General features: G+C 68.8%; 14 protein-coding genes and 1 pseudogene. 8 read left to right on the plus strand and 7 right to left on the minus strand.

Annotated elements, in window-relative coordinates; all coding sequences use genetic code 11:
* Positions 1 to 67: 67 nt before the first annotated feature.
* Positions 68 to 1,156, minus strand: coding sequence for a calcium:proton antiporter (locus BDI24065_RS08635; RefSeq protein ID WP_175030864.1), 1,089 nt, complete (start codon positions 1,154 to 1,156; stop codon positions 68 to 70).
* A gap of 550 nt (positions 1,157 to 1,706) precedes the next feature.
* Between BDI24065_RS08635 and BDI24065_RS08640 the strand changes: the two genes are divergently transcribed.
* The 5 genes from BDI24065_RS08640 to BDI24065_RS08660 all read left to right on the plus strand — a co-directional run bounded on the left by BDI24065_RS08640 (position 1,707) and on the right by BDI24065_RS08660 (position 7,458).
* A complete protein-coding gene (locus BDI24065_RS08640; protein ID WP_175030865.1) occupies positions 1,707 to 3,263 on the plus strand; it encodes a 3-hydroxyacyl-CoA dehydrogenase in 1,557 nt (518 codons plus the stop codon).
* 58 nt (positions 3,264 to 3,321) lie between these two features.
* The gene (gene paaK, locus BDI24065_RS08645) at positions 3,322 to 4,644 is read left to right on the plus strand and encodes a phenylacetate--CoA ligase PaaK (protein WP_175030866.1); all 1,323 of its coding nucleotides are present in this window, start codon (positions 3,322 to 3,324) and stop codon (positions 4,642 to 4,644) included.
* A gap of 39 nt (positions 4,645 to 4,683) precedes the next feature.
* Complete coding sequence (locus BDI24065_RS08650) at positions 4,684 to 5,484, plus strand: enoyl-CoA hydratase-related protein (protein ID WP_175030867.1); 801 nt, start codon at positions 4,684 to 4,686, stop codon at positions 5,482 to 5,484.
* A 127-nt stretch (positions 5,485 to 5,611) separates the two neighbouring features.
* Positions 5,612 to 6,283, plus strand: coding sequence for a MarC family protein (locus tag BDI24065_RS08655; RefSeq protein ID WP_043184423.1), 672 nt, complete (start codon positions 5,612 to 5,614; stop codon positions 6,281 to 6,283).
* A 194-nt stretch (positions 6,284 to 6,477) separates the two neighbouring features.
* Positions 6,478 to 7,458, plus strand: coding sequence for an aldo/keto reductase (locus BDI24065_RS08660; RefSeq protein WP_175030868.1), 981 nt, complete (start codon positions 6,478 to 6,480; stop codon positions 7,456 to 7,458).
* Positions 7,459 to 7,478: 20 nt separating this feature from the next.
* Here BDI24065_RS08660 and BDI24065_RS08665 read toward each other — a convergent pair whose 3' ends face one another.
* From BDI24065_RS08665 to BDI24065_RS08685, 5 genes are all read right to left on the minus strand, one after another.
* A complete protein-coding gene (locus BDI24065_RS08665) occupies positions 7,479 to 8,345 on the minus strand; it encodes a CPBP family intramembrane glutamic endopeptidase (RefSeq protein ID WP_175030869.1) in 867 nt (288 codons plus the stop codon).
* Between the two features lie 74 nt (positions 8,346 to 8,419).
* Positions 8,420 to 9,076, minus strand: coding sequence for a VC0807 family protein (locus BDI24065_RS08670; RefSeq protein ID WP_175030870.1), 657 nt, complete (start codon positions 9,074 to 9,076; stop codon positions 8,420 to 8,422).
* Between the two features lie 142 nt (positions 9,077 to 9,218).
* Positions 9,219 to 11,156, minus strand: coding sequence for a sensor histidine kinase (locus tag BDI24065_RS08675; protein WP_175030871.1), 1,938 nt, complete (start codon positions 11,154 to 11,156; stop codon positions 9,219 to 9,221).
* Positions 11,157 to 11,589: 433 nt separating this feature from the next.
* Entirely contained in the window at positions 11,590 to 12,654 is a 1,065-nt protein-coding gene (locus tag BDI24065_RS08680) for a 2,3-butanediol dehydrogenase (protein ID WP_175030883.1), read from the minus strand.
* A gap of 348 nt (positions 12,655 to 13,002) precedes the next feature.
* Entirely contained in the window at positions 13,003 to 13,191 is a 189-nt protein-coding gene (locus tag BDI24065_RS08685; RefSeq protein WP_254609708.1) for a hypothetical protein, read from the minus strand.
* A 138-nt stretch (positions 13,192 to 13,329) separates the two neighbouring features.
* Here BDI24065_RS08685 and BDI24065_RS08690 point away from each other — a divergent pair, with 138 nt between their 5' ends.
* Complete coding sequence (locus BDI24065_RS08690) at positions 13,330 to 14,541, plus strand: MFS transporter (protein WP_175030872.1); 1,212 nt, start codon at positions 13,330 to 13,332, stop codon at positions 14,539 to 14,541.
* 38 nt (positions 14,542 to 14,579) lie between these two features.
* Positions 14,580 to 15,059: a DUF3331 domain-containing protein gene (locus BDI24065_RS08695; RefSeq protein ID WP_175030873.1), complete on the plus strand. Its 480-nt coding sequence runs from the start codon at positions 14,580 to 14,582 to the stop codon at positions 15,057 to 15,059.
* A gap of 27 nt (positions 15,060 to 15,086) precedes the next feature.
* Here BDI24065_RS08695 and BDI24065_RS08700 read toward each other — a convergent pair whose 3' ends face one another.
* The gene (locus BDI24065_RS08700; protein ID WP_175030874.1) at positions 15,087 to 16,289 is read right to left on the minus strand and encodes a GNAT family N-acetyltransferase; all 1,203 of its coding nucleotides are present in this window, start codon (positions 16,287 to 16,289) and stop codon (positions 15,087 to 15,089) included.
* Positions 16,290 to 16,476: 187 nt separating this feature from the next.
* Here BDI24065_RS08700 and BDI24065_RS41010 point away from each other — a divergent pair.
* Positions 16,477 to 16,632 (plus strand): annotated as a pseudogene (locus BDI24065_RS41010) (PLP-dependent aminotransferase family protein); the annotation flags it as partial.

The following is a 16,632-nucleotide window of genomic DNA, read 5'->3' on the forward strand; positions in this document are numbered from 1 at the left end:
TGAACGGACGTGAAAGACTGCGCGCGGCCCGGCGGAGGTGATCCGCCGGGCCGCGCGCTTTTCTGCGTCAGTGAGTGATCGACAGGAACAGGTAGGCCGCGAACAGCGACAGGTGCACGACGCCGTGCAGCACCGTCGTGCGCCCCTGGCTGAGCGTCAGCGTGCTGACCAGCAGGGTGAGCGCCAGCAGCACGGTTTCCATCGGGCCGATGCCGAGCGTGAGCGGCTGGCCGACCCAGATGAACACGGCCGCGACGGTCGGGATCGTGAGCCCGATACTCGCGAGCGCCGAACCGAGCGCCAGGTTCATGCTGGTCTGCAGGCGGTTCGCGCGCGCGGCGGTGACGGCCGCGAGCCCTTCCGGCAGCAGCACGAGCGCGGCGATCACGATACCGACCGCGGCTTCGGGTGCACCGAGCTGCATCACCGCGTGCTCGACGGCCGGCGACAGCAGCTTCGCGAGCAGCACGACCGCGACGAGGCTCACGAACAGCAGCACCATGCTGATCACGGCGGTGCGGTTGCTCGGCGCCGCCGCGTGAACCGCCTCGTTCGCGCTGTCGTGCGCGGCGAGGAAGTAGTCGCGATGGCGCACGGTCTGCACGAACACGAAGGCGCCGTACAGCACGAGCGACGACACGCCGGCGAACGCGAGCTGCGATTTCGAGAAGAACGGGCCCGGCGCGGCGTTCAGGTAGTTCGGCATCACGAGCGACAGCACCGACAGCGATGCCAGCACCGCGAGCGCCTTGCTGGCGCCGCGGCCCTGGAAGTCCTGTTCGCCATGTTTCCACGCGCCGACCAGCAGGCAGATGCCGACGATGCCGTTGCAGATGATCATCACGGCGGCGAACACGGTGTCGCGGGCGAGGCCCGATTTCTCGGGGCCTGCGCCGAGCATCACCGACACGATCAGCGCGACTTCGATGACGGTCACGGCGACCGCGAGCACGAGCGTGCCGAACGGTTCGCCGACGCGGTGCGCGACGACTTCGGCATGGTGGACGGCGGCGAACACGGCGCCGGCGAGTGCGGCGGCGAACACCGCGATGACGAGGCCTTCGGCCGGCACGACGCGCGACAGCGCGAGGACCAGCCATGCGGCAAGCGGGGCCACGAGGGTCCAGCGCGGGAGCTGGTTGGACGAGAGCGGCATGGAGGGTTTCCTTATGCGAGTGGCGGCGCGCGACGCGCCGTCACGGGTTGACGAAGCCCGGCCGTACTATCCGCCGAACGAGGATGATGAAACCGAAGGGTGGCGGCACGCAACGGTGCTGCCCTGGGTTCGCCGCCATGACGCGGCGAGGGGCGCGGGCGGGCCGGAGCCCGTCGCCGGATGAAACGGTTCGATGCGGCCGGCCGCGAACGGCGAGGCGAGCACGTGTGACGACGCACGGGCCAAAGGCTCGGTTCCGACCCCGAAAGGGCGGCCGACGATGGACGGCGGTGGCGACGTGGCACGCGGTTTCCCCCTGAAATCCGGCGGTTTGTCGAATTTTATCAGGCGTTCGGGGGCCACTATCTCATATTCGAATGCTTTCATAGACCTTTCGGTTTACAAAAAGTGCCCCGATCTTTCAATTTTTTGTCTTTGCAGTTTCCGTAACGGTTTCTTGCACGACAAATTCGGGCTCGCCCTGACATAAATCTACCGACCGGTCGGTTTATAATCGCTCGCACCTCCACTTCATGACGGATCGCAAGCGATGGCTGTTTCTTCTGCACATTCGGTGAACTCGGGCGCGCTGGCGCCGTCGGCCGTCGTCGGCGTGATCGGTGCCGGCGCGATGGGCGCGGGCATTGCGCAGGTCGCGGCGGCGGCCGGCCATGCGGTGCTGCTGTACGACCTGAACGAAGCCGCCTGCGACAAGGCGCTGGCCGGCATCCGCGCGCAGTTCGCGCGGCTCGCGGAGAAAGGCCGGCTCGAGCCGGCGCAGGCCGACGCGGCCGGCAGCCGGATTCGCGCGGTGCGTGAACTGGCCGACTTCGCGGGTGCCGCCCTGATCGTCGAGGCGGCGGCGGAGCGGCTGGACGTGAAGCGCGAAATCTTCGCGACGCTCGAGCACCATGTCGACGACGCGTGCCTGCTGGCCACCAACACGTCGTCGATCTCGATCACGTCGATCGCGGCCGGGCTGCGCGTGCCGCAGCGCGTCGCCGGCCTGCATTTCTTCAACCCGGCGCCGCTGATGGCGCTCGTCGAGGTGGTCAGCGGGCTCGCGACCGCGCCCGAGGTCGCGCAGGGGCTGGTCGCGACCGCCGCCGCGTGGGGCAAGCAGCCCGTGATGGCGAAATCGACACCGGGCTTCATCGTGAACCGCGTCGCGCGGCCGTATTACGCGGAGGCGCTGCGCGTGCTGAACGAGCAGGGCGGCGCGCCGGCATCGATCGACGCGGTGATGCGCGAGGCGGGCGGCTTCCGGATGGGGCCGTTCGAGCTGATGGACCTGATCGGTCACGACGTGAACTTCGCGGTGACCGAGTCGGTGTTCCGCGCGTACTTCAACGATCCGCGCTACACGCCGTCGCTGATCCAGCAGGAGCTCGTGAACGCGGGCTTCCTCGGGCGCAAGTCGGGGCGCGGCTTCTATTCGTATGCGGACGGCGCGACGCCGCCCGCGCCCGATCTCGAAGCGCCGCGCGACGCGCCGGCCGACGTCGCACTGTTTGCGCAGGACGGCCCGGCCGCCGCGCTGCAGGCGCGCTTCGCCGAACGCATCACGGGTGCCCGGCAGGCCGGCGCGCATGCCGACGACCTGCTCGCAACGGCCGGCCGCGCATCGATCGCGCTGACCGACGGCCGCACCGCGACCGCGCGCGCCGCGCAGACGAGCGTGGCCGATCTCGTGCTGGTCGACCTTGCACGCGACTACGCGCAGGCCGGGCTCGTCGCGCTGACGCGCGCGCTCCAGTGCAGCGATGCGGCCTACGCGGACGCGGTCGGCCTGTTCCAGCAGGCGGGTTTTCGCGTCGTCGGCATTGCGGACGTGCCGGGCATGGTTGCGATGCGCACCGTCGCGATGCTCGCGAACGAGGCGGCCGACACGGTGAACCAGGGTGTGTGCTCGCCCGCCGATCTCGATCTCGCGATGGAGAAGGGCGTGAACTACCCGTGCGGCCCGCTCGCATGGGCCGATGCAATCGGCATCGGCCGCGTGCATCGCGTGCTGTCGAACCTGGCGGCGAGCTACGGCGAGGACCGCTATCGCGTGTCGCCGCGCATCGCCGCGCTGCATGCGGCCGGACGCACGTTCCGGTCGTAACGCCGGCTTCGTTACCCCGATCACGATAACGACATCACTCCATTGGAGGAGCACCCCGATGACTCACCCGACGCATCCCGCCGCCGCCCTCGAGCCGATCGAGACCGCCAGCCGCGACGAACTGCAGGCGCTGCAGCTCGAGCGCCTCAAGTGGTCGCTGCGCCACGCGTACGACAACGTCCCGCACTATCGCCGCACGTTCGATGCGGCGGGCGTGCATCCGGACGACCTGAAGTCGCTCGCCGATCTGTCGAAATTCCCGTTCTCGACCAAGAACGACTTGCGCGACAACTATCCGTTCGGACTGTTCGCGGTGCCGCGCGAGCAGGTCGTGCGCGTGCACGCGTCGAGCGGCACGACCGGCAAGCCGACGGTGGTCGGCTACACCGCGCGCGACATCGACACGTGGGCGAACGTGACCGCGCGCTCGATCCGCGCGGCCGGTGGCCGTCCGGGCGACACGCTGCACAACGCGTTCGGCTACGGGCTCTTCACGGGCGGCCTCGGGATTCACTACGGCGCGGAACGGCTCGGCTGCATGGTCGTGCCGATGTCGGGCGGGCAGACCGAGAAGCAGGTGCAACTGATCCGCGATTTCGAGCCGAAGATCATCCTCGTCACGCCGTCGTACATGCTGAACCTGATCGACGAGATGGTGCGGCAGGGGATGGATCCGGCCGAGTCGTCGCTGAAGATCGGCATCTTCGGCGCCGAGCCGTGGACGCAGGCGCTGCGCGAGGAAGTCGAGACGCGCGTGGGCATCGACGCGCTCGACATCTACGGGCTGTCGGAAGTGATGGGCCCGGGCGTCGCGTGCGAATGCGTCGAGACGAAGGACGGCCCGGTGATCTGGGAAGACCATTTCTACCCGGAGATCATCGATCCCGTCACGGGCGAAGTGCTGCCCGACGGCAGCCAGGGCGAGCTCGTGTTCACGTCGCTGACGAAGGAAGCGATGCCGGTGATCCGCTACCGCACGCGCGACCTCACCGCGCTGCTGCCGCCGACCGCGCGCGCGATGCGCCGTCTCGCGAAGATCACGGGCCGCTCCGACGACATGCTGATCGTGCGCGGCGTGAACGTGTTCCCGAGCCAGATCGAGGAGATCGTCGTCGCGCTGCCGCAGTTGTCGGGCCAGTTCCAGATCACGCTGTCGCGCGACGGTCACATGGATCGGCTCGACCTCGCGGTCGAACTGCGTTCCGAAGCCGCCGCGTCCGTCAGCGAAACCGATCGCGCGGCGCTCGCACGCGAGCTGCAGCACCGGATCAAGACGATGGTCGGCGTGTCGTCCGGCGTGACGGTGCTGGCGGCGGGCGGCATTCCCGCCACCGCGACCGGCAAGGCACGACGCGTGATCGACCGCCGCCAGGCCGCCTGATTCCAATCGTTTGCCGTTCTACCCGAGGAAACCTGTTCGATGGATGGATTGAAGACCCTGGCCGTCACGGTCGATGCGCGCGGCATCGCAACCGTCGCGCTGCAGCGCGGCGACGTGCTGAATGCGTTCGACGAGACGATGATCGCCGAACTGACCGACGCGTTCACCACGCTCGGCCGGCGCGACGACGTGCGCGCGATCGTGCTGCGTTCGGATGGCCGCGCGTTCTGCGCGGGCGCCGACCTGCAGTGGATGCAGCGCGCGAGCGCGAACGACGCGGCGGCGAACCTGCGCGATGCGGAGCGGTTCGCCGCGATGATGCGCGTGATCCGGCAATGCCCGAAGCCGACGGTGGCGCGCGTGCAGGGCCATGCATTCGGCGGCGGCGTCGGCCTGTGCGCGGCGTGCGACATCGTGATCGCGAGCGATCACGCGCGCTTTTCCGTCAGCGAGGCACGCTTCGGGATCCTGCCGGCCGTGATCGGCCCGTATCTGGTCGAAGCGGTCGGCCAGCGCCAGGCACGCCGGCTCGCGCTGACCGCGACCCAGCTCGCCGCAGGTGAGGCGGTCGCAATCGGCCTGATCCACCAGGCCGTGCCGCTCGATGCGCTCGACGAAGCGCTCGACAAGACGCTCGCCGAACTCGGCCGCAACGGCCCGAACGCGCTGACGGAGATCAAGCGCTTCTTCGACGCGATCGGCGAGTATCCGCCGTCGGACGAGCGCGCGGCGTTTACCGCGCAGACGATCTCCCGCGTGCGGGCGACACCGGAAGCGAAGGAAGGCTTCGCCGCATTCTTCGCGAAGCGGCCGCCGGCTTGGGAGGCGGGCGCCGAGTAAGGGGGAACTGCGACTATCGACGGCACGGCGGGCCCGGCCGCATTTTGCGGCTCGGGCGCGGGCGCTTGCTCTACAATGCGTGACCTCCGGCGCGCTGCCGGCCCAGCCCCGACCGATTCTTCATCCGATGATCGTCAACCGCCTTATCTCCGAGATCCTGTTCGGCTTCACCGGCCTGATCGGCATCATCAACCCGATCGGCATCGCGTTCCTGTTCCTGGAGCGGACCGAGGCGCTCACCGAACAAGAACGCGACCTGCTCGCGAGGAAGGTCGCGTTCAATGCGTTCATCGTGTTGATGGTCGCGTTCTTCGCCGGTACGCCGGTGCTGCATTTCTTCGGGATTTCGATGGAAGCGCTGCGGATCGGCGGCGGCTTCGCGGTTGCCGTCGCGGGCTGGCAGATGCTCAACGAACCCGACGGGCCGGGCGGCGGCGACACGCCGGTCAAGCCGATCGACGCGAACGCGATCATGACGCGTGCGTTCTTCCCGTTGACCATGCCGCTGACGGTCGGCCCCGGCTCGATCGCGACCGCGATCGCGCTGAACGCGAACCGCACGCACAAGCTGTCGGAGTTCATGCTGTCGAGCATCGTGTCGATCGCCGTCTCCGTGCTGGTTGCGATCGTGATCTGGCAGGTCTACAGCCGCTCCGCGCTGCTGTCGCGCTACCTCGGCAGTGAAGGCACCAAGGTCGCGAAGCGCGTGTCGGCGTTCCTGCTGCTGTGCATCGGCGTGCAGATCATGCTGACCGGCTTTTCCGCGTTCCTGCAGCCGATCGCCGACCAGGTCAAGTAAGCAAGCAAGCGGCCTGCGCCGCTGCGCACGCCCCGCGCGGCCGGCGCCCCGCGCGACCTCGCGTTCGCGAGCACCTCATTCGCATCTTGCGGCGACGCCGCACGCATTTCTTCCGCCCGCGATAACATGCGACGGCTCGGCGGATGCGCGGCGCGCATCCGGCCGTCAGCTCAACTTCAATGGCGAGGCGTGCAATGGAATACGTGAAATTCGGATCGACGGGGTTGGAAGTGTCCAAGCTGGTGCTGGGTTGCATGACGTTCGGCGAACCGTCACGCGGCACGCATCCATGGACGCTGCCGGAAGCGGAGAGCCGCCCGATCATCCAGCGGGCAGTCGAAGCCGGCATCAACTTCTTCGATACGGCGAACATGTATTCGGACGGCACCTCGGAGGAGATCGTCGGCCGTGCGCTGCGCGATTTCGCGAAACGCGACGAGATCGCGATCGCGACCAAGGTGTTCTACCGGATGCGGCCGGGGCCGAACGGCGCGGGGCTGTCGCGCAAGGCGATCATGACCGACATCGACCAGAGCCTGAAGCGGCTCGGCACCGACTATGTCGATCTCTACCAGATTCACCGCTGGGACGACGGCACGCCGCTCGAGGAGACACTCGAGGCGCTGCACGACGTCGTGAAGGCCGGCAAGGCGCGCTATATCGGCGCATCGTCGATGTTCGCGTGGCAGTTTGCGAAGGCGCTGCATACGTCGAAGCAGCACGGCTGGACCCGCTTCGTCAGCATGCAGAACCACCTGAACCTGCTGTATCGGGAAGAAGAGCGGGAAATGCTGCCGCTGTGCGAAGACGAAGGGATCGCGGTGATTCCGTGGAGCCCGCTCGCGCGCGGCCGCCTGACGCGCAACTGGGACGAGTCGACCGAGCGGCAGCAGAGCGACGCGGTCGGCCAGCGGCTTTACGATGCGACGGCGGCGTCGGACAAGGCGGTCGTCGACGCCGTTGCGACGATCGCGGCCGCCCGCAACGTGCCGCGTGCGCAGGTCGCACTCGCGTGGGTCGCGCAGAAGCGCGGGGTCACCGCGCCGATCGTCGGCATTTCGAAGCCGCAGCAGCTGGACGACGCGCTGGCCGCACTCGAACTGAAACTGACCGACGACGAGATCGCCACGCTCGAACGCCCGTACGTGCCGCACGCGGTCGCCGGGATCAACTGAGCGGCGGTGCCGCGCGGCCGTCAGCGCGCGGCGTCGAGCATCGGGTAGGTGAACAGGCCGAAGTGGACGACGTTCAGCCCCGCATGCGCGAGCGCGGACGCGAGCAGTCCGCCGCGCCGCCATGCGAGGCCGTAGCCGACGCCGGCCACCGTGCCGAGCACGATCCATTGCCAGCCGCCGGCCGCATGCGCGGCGCCGAACAGCACCGCGCCGATCGCGAGCGCGGCCCACGGCCCCCATGCGAACGCGCGGAGCGCGCGTGTCAGCCCGCCTTGCACATAGCCGCGGAACAGCGCTTCCTCGGCGAGCGTCACGATCAGCAGGTTGTTGACGAGCCACAGCCAGCCCGACGGCGGCCATTTGGGCGCCCAGCCGACCATCCCGAACGCGAGCGCGCCGGCCAGGCACGCGGCCGCCGTTGCGACGGCCGCCACCGCGCCGGTGCGCAGCGCGCGCGATAGCGGGACGTCGGGGGCGACCCACGGCAGCACCCACACCAGCCACAGGCCGACGAGCGGCTTGTCCAGATTCAGGTACATCGTGAACGGCACGGCATCCGGCGTGAAGCGCGTGGGCGCGATCACGCGCGGATTGTGGAAGCCGGGAACCAGGTGCAGGCTGAGCGCGATCGCGACCGCGGCAAAGACGACGTGCGCGGCGATGCGCACCGCGCGCGGGCGCTCGGGCATCACGCCCCAGGCGGCCGCGGCCAGCAGCGCGAGCGGCGCCAGCGTGAGCGGCCCGAGCTTGCCGAACGCCAGCGCGCACGCATAGCCGAGCGCGGCGAGGGCGACGCTCAGGCCGTGCTGCGGGCGATGCCACGCGAACGCGGCGGCCGCGAACAGGGCGAGCCAGATCGTGGCGGACGGAAGGAGCGAAAGGGACATGGCAGGAGCGGCATTCGTCGGACGAGACGCCGCGCATCATACAGCAGCCGTCTTGCGATGCCGGCCGGGCGCGGTCAGCGGCCGGCGGTTTCGGTGGCGCCGTCGTGACCCGGGATGTGAACGCTGTTGCGCATGCGCATCCGCCGCCGGTACCAGAACGTCCAGGTCAGCAGACAGCCGAACACGGTGTAGCCGATGACCGGCGACACGACCAGCACGCGTTCGACCGGCCAGGTCACGACCATCCAGAGGCGCAGCAGCATTTCCAGCGTCATGAAGCCGCCCCACACGAAGGTCATTCGCCGCAGCATCTGCCGCAGCCCCGGCTGTGCGTCCCAGACGGCTTCGAAATGCGCGGCGCCGCCGTCCATTTCGCGGGCCACGGTGGCGCGGGCGAGGTAGAAGATCAGCGGGCGTTCGCGGAACAGCGACAGCAGGAACACGACGCCGATCGTGCCCGACGCGAGCGATTCGCGCATCAGCAGCGTGCGCGGGCTGCCGCCGAGCGCCATTCCGATGATCGACAGCGCGATGCCCAGCAGCACGATGGCCGCCACCGCGTCGACGCGGCGCGAGCGGATGAATTCGACGATCGACCAGATGATCGGCGGGACCGCCGACGCGTACAGCGCGCCGGTTTCGCCGAAATGCGGCTGCGTGGCCCGGTAGGCAACCCAGGGCAGCACCAGGTTGACGAAGAGTTCGAGAATCAGTCCGGCTCGTGGTTTCACGGTGCGCCATTCCACGCAGGTTGGGGCGAACGCACAAAGGGCGTGGTGGCCCCCGGTTGCCCCGAAAAGGGTTCGGCCCAGTATATCGAAGAATCGGGCGGGGTTGCGGTGTCGCCTCGGCCCTCTGCTGCCGGCGCCGTGGTCACGGCATCGCCGCGGCCGGCAGCGTGATCGTGACCGTGGTGCCCTGCAGCACGACGCTGTGCACGTGGATGGTGCCTTCATGCCGTTCGACGACGGCCTTGACGAACGCCATGCCGAGCCCGACGCCGCTGGTTTCCGGCTGGCCGGCGGTGCGGAAGCGCCGGTAGCGCTCGAACAGCATCGTCTGGTCCGCGCTGCTGATTCCGCACCCGCTGTCGCGGATCGTGCAGCGCACGGTCTTGCCGTCGGCGCCCGGCTCGACCCTGCATTCGACGCTCGTCAGCGACGCGCTGTACTTGATCGCGTTGTCCAGCAGGTTGATCAGCGCACGCGACAGCAACGCCGGGTCGCCGTGCACGATCGTGTCGTCGCGCCGCGGCACGTCGTCGATCGACATGGCTTTCCGGTGCGCGAGCGGCCACACCGCGTCGCGTGCCTCGTTCATCAGGTCGGCGAGGTTGACCGGCACGCGTTCGTATTCGCTGGCCTCCGCACGCGAGAGCTGCGCGAAACCGTCGGCCATCGCCAGCGTGTGCCGCGCCAGCTTGCCGATTCGCGCGAACTGCTGCTTCATCTGCGCGTCGCCCGCCCGTCGCGCCTGCGTGTCGATCAGGATGATCAGCGAGGTCAGCGGGGCGCGCATGTCGTGCGAGAACAGCGTCAGCATGTCGTTGCGCTGGCGCTCGAGCATGTCGCGGCGGACGGTCGCGTTCCGCAACGTTTCCAGCGCGTCGTGGATCCGCGTGATCTCGGGCCCGATGCCGCGCGGCATCGCCACGTGCGACGTATCGCCGTCGCTGAGCGCGACGATCCGGCGGCCGAGCACGTCGAGCGGCTTCGACAGCAGCCGCTGCATGCCGCGCGCGAGCGAGACCAGGATCGCGATGCACAGTAGCGCGGCGAATGCCGACAACCCGACCTTGATCCGGGCGGTGTTCCGGTCGCCGATCGCGCGGCGCCGGGCAACGTCGATCACGCGGTCGCGCAGCAGCTCGCTCGGCCGGAAGTACGGCACGATCGCGCGGGAGAAATCGGCCGCGCTCATCGCATAGGTGCCGCTCTTGCCGCCGGCGACGGTCGCGTCGACGAGCGGCAGGATGTGCGCGTCGAAGGCCCCGTTGAGCTGCGCGTATTCGCGTGCCACGTCGGGGTCGTCGAGCTGCGCGCCGATCGCGCCGTCGATCAGCGCGCGCAATTGCTCGATGCGGCCGCGCATCCGCATGATGTCCGCGAACTGCGTGCGGTCGAGCGCCTGCCGCGCGAACATCGGCGCGATGAGTAGCGAGCCCGTCCGGCCCGCGTATTCGCGGAGATCGCCGAGGAGCCGCGCCAGCAGGATCGCATCCGACGTGCGGGGGGCGCGCATCGCCGTGTCGGTCATCGCACCGTCGATCAACAGCGACAGCGTGTCGACGATCCGGAACAGGCGCGCCTGCGCGTGCTGGATATCGTGAACGGTGCGTGATGCGAGCGGCCGCGCGTCGAGCGCATCGACTTCCGCGCGTGCATCGGCGAGCGTCATCCGGACCGAGTCGAGTGCATGCAGCAGGTTGCTGCGTTCGCGATCGTCGAGCATGGTCGCCTGCGCGATGCCCGCGCGAAAGCGTTCGAGCGCCCGGTCGGAGCGCGCACGCGCGGCGAGCAGGTTGCGGGCCTCGCTGGCGCCGTCGTCCTGCAGCCGTACCAGCAGGTCGTTCGTCGGGCCGCGTTCGGCCGAGATCACGTTGGCGGCGCTCATCGCGCCGCGGACGAATTCGAAGCTCTGCAGGTCGGCGTTCTCCTGCCGGTATTGGCGGAAACTCCCCCAGATGATCGTGCCGCACAGCAAGGCCAGCAGCGTCGTGACGAGTGCGAAGCCGATATGCGTCTTCTGCTGGATCGTCAGCGATCGAATGTTATATGCGTGCTCCCGGCTAAACGAGAATGAACGATTCATGACACACCATGTTTGCAAGCTATCCCGGGTGGGCCCGTATTCTCGGCCTGTCGGCGACGTAACGCCGTAAGGTTTTGTGGGGGGCGGGGGCCGCCCTCAAGGGGGCGGCCACGATCGCGTCCGGGAGGCCGGCGCATGCCTTGCACAGGATCACCTTGCGTCAGTGTCCTGTCGACACCGGATGAATTTCACTTGATCCGGAGAAACCCTGATCGCCTGGCGGAGCCGTGGAACGTTACGGCAGATGGTTTGGATTGCGAATGGTTTTGATCGTCGTGCCCGATCGGTACGCGGCGTCAACTGCGCGACGAACGACGGCGGCAAGGAGGGGGAGTGGCAGGCAGGCGCGCCGCCCGTGCATGGGCGACGCGTCAGGGTGACAGTTGCAGCACGCGTGCCGCGGCGCGAATCGCTGCCGCGGCCGCGCGAGCGGTCAGGCGACGGCGGGCTGCACGATGATCTTCACGTTCCGGTCCTTGTGGTTGACCAGTTCCTCGAAGCCGTGCGAGACGATGTCGCCGAGCGCGATGCGCCCTGTGATGAGCGGCTGCACGTCGATGCGGCCGTCCGCGATGAAGCGGATCACGTCCGCGAATTCGCCGTTGTACGCGAGCGAGCCGATCACTTCCTTCTCGGTCGACACGATGTCGAAGAAGTTGAACGGCGCCGGCTCCTCGAAGATGCCGACCATCACCGACTTGCCGGCCTTGCGGATCACGTCGATCGCGAGCTTCGCGGTGGCCGTGTGCCCGATGCACTCGAACGACACGTCGGCGCCGTAGCCGCCGGTCAGCGCCTTGACTTCCGCGATTGCGTCGGACGACTTCGGATCGATGACGACGCTCGCGCCGACTTCCAGCGCCTTCTGCTTGCGCGCGGCCGACATTTCCAGCGCGATCACGCGCCCGGCGCCGGCGGCCTTCGCACACATGATCGTGCACAGGCCGATCGTGCCCGCGCCGACCACGACGACGGTCTGCCCGAAGATGTTGCCGGCCTTCTTCACCGCATGCAGCCCCACCGCGAGCGGCTCGATCAGCGCGCCGGCCTCGGTCGGGAAATTGTCCGGCAGCTTGTACAGCAACTCGGCCGGCACGTTCACGTATTCGGCGAATGCGCCGTTGTTCATCAGCCCGGTGAACGCGAGGTTCTCGCAGATGTTGTACAGCCCGTGCCTGCAATACCAGCAGGTGCCGCAATGCTGGCAGGCGTCGGCCGTCACGCGGTCGCCGACCGCGAAGCCCGTCACGCCCGCGCCGAGTTCGGCGATCTCGCCGCTGAACTCGTGACCGAGGATGCATTGGCCCTTCAGGCCCGTCAGCGGATGCGGCGCGTCGACCGGGATGAAGACGGGGCCCGCGACGTATTCGTGCAGGTCGGAGCCGCAGATCCCGCACCAGTGCACGCGAATCGTGACCCAGCCTGCCGGCGGGCGCGCCGGAACGGGAACCTGTTCGACGCGGATGTCGTGGCGGCCGTGCCAGACGGCGGCTTTCATGCTGGGGGCGGTGGTCGATGCCGGTGTACTCACGTTGCTGTCTCCATCAGGTTGTCGTCGGGTGCGAGGCGTGGCTGCCGATGCGCCCGTCGCGCGGTTGCGCGATCGACCGGTATGCAGGAATGGGGCCAGCGTGAGTGGGGATGCCGGGCGGCGACGCGACTCAAGATGCGTGGTGCGATGCATCATTTTCCTGCTCGTTGACAGGAAAAGATCTGACGGAGGAATGGCGAGAATTTTGCTGCGAAAGCAAAGCGACATGCCGGGTGAGACGCTGGGACATTCGTCTCAGCGCAATGAGACGAATCGCGAGACGCGCGGCGATGGCCGAGGTGGTTCGACGCGCGTTCAGACGACGATTTCGTCGACCGCGACCGATGCGAGCAGCGTGAATCCGGCGGCACGGTACAGCGGCAGACCGGCCTCGGTCGACACGCGCCACACGCGCTGCGCGCCGCGTTGCCGTGCGTGCGCGACGTTGTCGGGGCGAAGCCGACAGCCTGGATCAGGCGCGCGCACGCCGCCATGCCGGCTCATTGCCGCGATCGGCGGAACGGATCGTTGCGCACATTACCCCTTTACTTGAAGTGAACTTCAATTTGTATCATGTGCGCCAGTCCGATCGCGGACGCGTGACGCATTCCGTTGCACGCGGCCGTTTCAACGGAGGTGGAGATGACCGAATCGCCTGTCGCGGCCGATGCCGCCACGCTGCCGTCGCGCAGCTACCGGGCCGCCGTCGCGAACGTCGTGCTGGCGAGCATCGTGTCGGCGTTGCACGTCGGCAAGGCGACGATCGCGTTGCCGTCGCTCCAGCACGAGTTCGGCGGCTCGCTCGCGTCGCTGAGCGGGATCATGTCGGTGTTTCCGTTCGTCGGCGTGTTCGGCGGCATGGCGGCAGGCCTGCTGGTGCGGCGCTGGGGCGACCGGCTGCTGCTGATCGCGGGCCTCGTCATCCTCGGCCTGTCGAGCGTCGCCGGTGCATGGGCCGGCAGTTTCGCGCTGCTGCTGGCCACGCGTTTCGCCGAAGGGCTCGGTTTCGTGATCGTGGTGGTCGCCGCGCCGGCCGTGCTGAATCGCGTGACGCCGCCTGAGCGGCGCAATCTCGCGTTCGGCCTGTGGAGCACGTTCATGCCGGCCGGCATGGCGCTGTCGATGCTGGTCGGGCCGCTGCTCGGCGGCTGGCGCAACGGCTGGCTCGCGGCCGCGGCGCTGACGCTCGTCGCGGCGGCTGCGGTGCCCGTCACGACGTCCGCCGATGCGCCGTCGCGGCGGGCCGCCGCGCCGCGCATCGGGCCCGCGCTGCGCGACGTGCTCGCATCGCGCTCGACCACGCTGCTCGCGCTGGGTTTTGCGACCTACAACGTGCAGTTTTTCGCGGCGATGACGTTCCTGCCGGTGTTCCTGATGCAGCGCCTCGGCGTCGCGGTCGGCACGGCGGGGTTGATCAGCGCGGCAATCGTCGCCGCGTGCGTGATCGGCAACCTGACGGCCGGCTGGCTGCTGTCGCGTGGCGCGCGGCCGGGGATCGTGATGGCCGCGACGTCGGTCGCGATCGGCGCGGCCGGCGCAGGGCTCTTCAGCGCGGCTACGCCGCCGCCGCTGGCGGTCGTGCTGGGTTTCGCGTTCTCGGCGATCGCGGGGATGCTGCCCGCGACGATCCTCGCGTGCGCGCCGGGCTCCGCACCGACGCCGTCGCTGGCGCCGCTCAGCATCGGCTGGGTCGTGCAGGGCAACTACCTCGGGCAGGTGATCGGGCCGCTGGCGATCGGCGCGATCGTCGGGGCATTCGGCTGGTCGGGCGGCATCGGGCTGATGCTCGTGGCCGCCGTCACCGGTGCGGCGATCGGCCTGTCGCTGCTGCGCGAACCGCTGGGCCGGCGCTGAGCGCCACGCCGTTCAACCTGCACGGAAATCCGTCAAGCATGCTCAACACCATGGATAGCCTGATTTGCGAAGAAGACCCGCCGTGCGATGTGCCGGCCTGGGGCGAACACGATGCGATGCCGCCGCGTGGCGGTGTCGCGCATCCGCTCGTGACGATCGGCCGCGCGCCGGTTCCCGAGCACGCCGCGGCGGCCGTCTCGCCGTTACGCCCGCAACTGTTCGTCACGGTGCTGGAGGCCGACGACAATGCATTGCTGATCCGCTGGGTCGAGAGCGGCCGTTGCCATTACGGCGAACAGCGCTGGCGCTTGCGCGTCGCGTTGCAACCGGGCCGTTGCGCGATCTCGGGGCAGCCGATCGAACCGGGCGAGCCGGTGTTCCGGCCGGTGCGGCGGCCTGTGCCGGCCAATGGCGACGAGATGATCTGCCCGGCGTCGGTGCCGGGTGCGACCGGCGTGGCACGTGACGTCGCCCCGGAGGGCGACGACGCGCGCGAGCCGGCCGACGTGCCCGGCTGAACGCCGGCGGCCGGCTGCGATGCCCGGTTACTTCTTTACGTCGTGCCGGTACTGGATGAACCCGGCATTGTTTGCGAGCTTGTCGTACAGCGCGCGCGCGGTCGTGTTGGTCTCGTGCGTGAGCCAGTACACGCGGCTCGCGCCGGCATCGCGGGCATGTTCGTACACGGCCTCGATCAGCGCGCCGCCTGCGCCTTGCCCGCGTGCATCGGGCGCGGTGTACAGGTCCTGCAGGTAGCAGTACGGCCCTTCGGTCCAGCACGAGCGGTGGTAGATCGAATGCACGATCCCTACCAGCGCACCCGAGGCGTCGAATGCACCGAGCACGAACATCGGCTCGGCGGGATCCATCAGGCGCGCCCACGTCGTCGCGAACACCGCGTCGCTCAGCGCTGTGTCGTAGAACTTCTGATAACCCTGCCACAGCGGGCGCCACGCGGCTTCGTCGGCGGCGACGAGCGGGCGCACCGTGACGCGCGTCGCGTCTTGCGCGCGGCTGGCCGCATCGCGTGCGCTTGCCTGCGCGTGGCGGATCGCGGTGAGCGACTCGCGTTGCTCGCCTTGCGCGTCGAAGTTCTCCGGCGCGAGCCACGCGTCGAACGCGGCGCGGACATCCGGCCATTCGCCGTCGATGATCGAGAACCACGCGGTGTCGCGATTGCGGCTGCGGTAGACGATCGCCTGCCGGAACGTGCCTTCGTAGCGGAAGCCGAGGCGTGCGGCGGCCTTGCGCGACGGGAGGTTCAGGTCGTCGCACTTCCATTCGTAGCGTCGGTAGCCGAGCGTGTCGAACGCGTACTTCATCAGCAGGAACTGCGCTTCGGTCGAGATGGGCGTGCGCTTGAGCAGCGGCGAGAACGTGACGGAGCCGACTTCGATCACGCCGTTGGCCGGATCGATGCGCATCAGGGCGAGCGTGCCGACCGCGCGGCCCGTGGCGCGGTCGATCACCGTGTAGTGCAGCGGATCCGGGCTCGCCTGCGCGGTGCGCGCGTAGTCGCGGTAGCTCGATTCGTCGGCGTACGGGCCGTGTGCGAGATAGGTCCAGTCGCTGCCGTCCGGCGCCTGTGCGTAGGCGGCGTGCAGGTCGGCCGCGTGGCGCTCGGCGTCGAGCGGTTCGAGCCGGCAGTAGCGGCCTTCGAGCACGATGCGCTCCGGGCGCGGGCGCGCGGACCAGTCGGGAACGGGGTGGCCGATGGGTTGCTGGAAAGCGTTGGTGAGCGTGGACAAGGTCGATCTCGCTTCGGTTGGCGACCGGCGACATGCCGGCATGCAGACGATCGTAGTCTCGGCGAGGTACCATGAGAAGCGCCAGAGATCGGCAAATTTATGGTGCCACGAATTTCGGGGCACGAACCATGAGCCTCACGCAACCGGCCGTCCGCCAGTTCCGACACTTTCACGCTGCGATGTTCCGATGACGACTGTCCTTCCTTCCGGCGACGCGCCGTTGCTGCCGCTCGACGCGCCGCTGGCGCGCACGCCGGGCGCGCCTTCGCTGCAGCGCCAGTTGCTGCGCCGCGTGCGCGACGCGATTCTCGGCGGCGCGATGCCGGCCGGCACGCGGCTGCCC

Source organism: Burkholderia lata, assembly GCF_902499025.1.
Classification (GTDB): Bacteria; Pseudomonadota; Gammaproteobacteria; order Burkholderiales; family Burkholderiaceae; genus Burkholderia; species Burkholderia lata_C.

What these genes read in the sequence shown, in the direction of transcription:
- BDI24065_RS08635 (WP_175030864.1), bottom strand. Translation starts at nt 1,156, where the DNA reads ATGCCGCTCTCGTCCAACCAGCTCCCGCGCTGGACCCTCGTGGCCCCG.
- BDI24065_RS08640 (WP_175030865.1), top strand. Translation starts at nt 1,707, where the DNA reads ATGGCTGTTTCTTCTGCACATTCGGTGAACTCGGGCGCGCTGGCGCCG.
- paaK (WP_175030866.1), top strand. Translation starts at nt 3,322, where the DNA reads ATGACTCACCCGACGCATCCCGCCGCCGCCCTCGAGCCGATCGAGACC.
- BDI24065_RS08650 (WP_175030867.1), top strand. Translation starts at nt 4,684, where the DNA reads ATGGATGGATTGAAGACCCTGGCCGTCACGGTCGATGCGCGCGGCATC.
- BDI24065_RS08655 (WP_043184423.1), top strand. Translation starts at nt 5,612, where the DNA reads ATGATCGTCAACCGCCTTATCTCCGAGATCCTGTTCGGCTTCACCGGC.
- BDI24065_RS08660 (WP_175030868.1), top strand. Translation starts at nt 6,478, where the DNA reads ATGGAATACGTGAAATTCGGATCGACGGGGTTGGAAGTGTCCAAGCTG.
- BDI24065_RS08665 (WP_175030869.1), bottom strand. Translation starts at nt 8,345, where the DNA reads ATGTCCCTTTCGCTCCTTCCGTCCGCCACGATCTGGCTCGCCCTGTTC.
- BDI24065_RS08675 (WP_175030871.1), bottom strand. Translation starts at nt 11,156, where the DNA reads ATGAATCGTTCATTCTCGTTTAGCCGGGAGCACGCATATAACATTCGA.
- BDI24065_RS08680 (WP_175030883.1), bottom strand. Translation starts at nt 12,654, where the DNA reads ATGAAAGCCGCCGTCTGGCACGGCCGCCACGACATCCGCGTCGAACAG.
- BDI24065_RS08685 (WP_254609708.1), bottom strand. Translation starts at nt 13,191, where the DNA reads ATGAGCCGGCATGGCGGCGTGCGCGCGCCTGATCCAGGCTGTCGGCTT.
- BDI24065_RS08690 (WP_175030872.1), top strand. Translation starts at nt 13,330, where the DNA reads ATGACCGAATCGCCTGTCGCGGCCGATGCCGCCACGCTGCCGTCGCGC.
- BDI24065_RS08695 (WP_175030873.1), top strand. Translation starts at nt 14,580, where the DNA reads ATGCTCAACACCATGGATAGCCTGATTTGCGAAGAAGACCCGCCGTGC.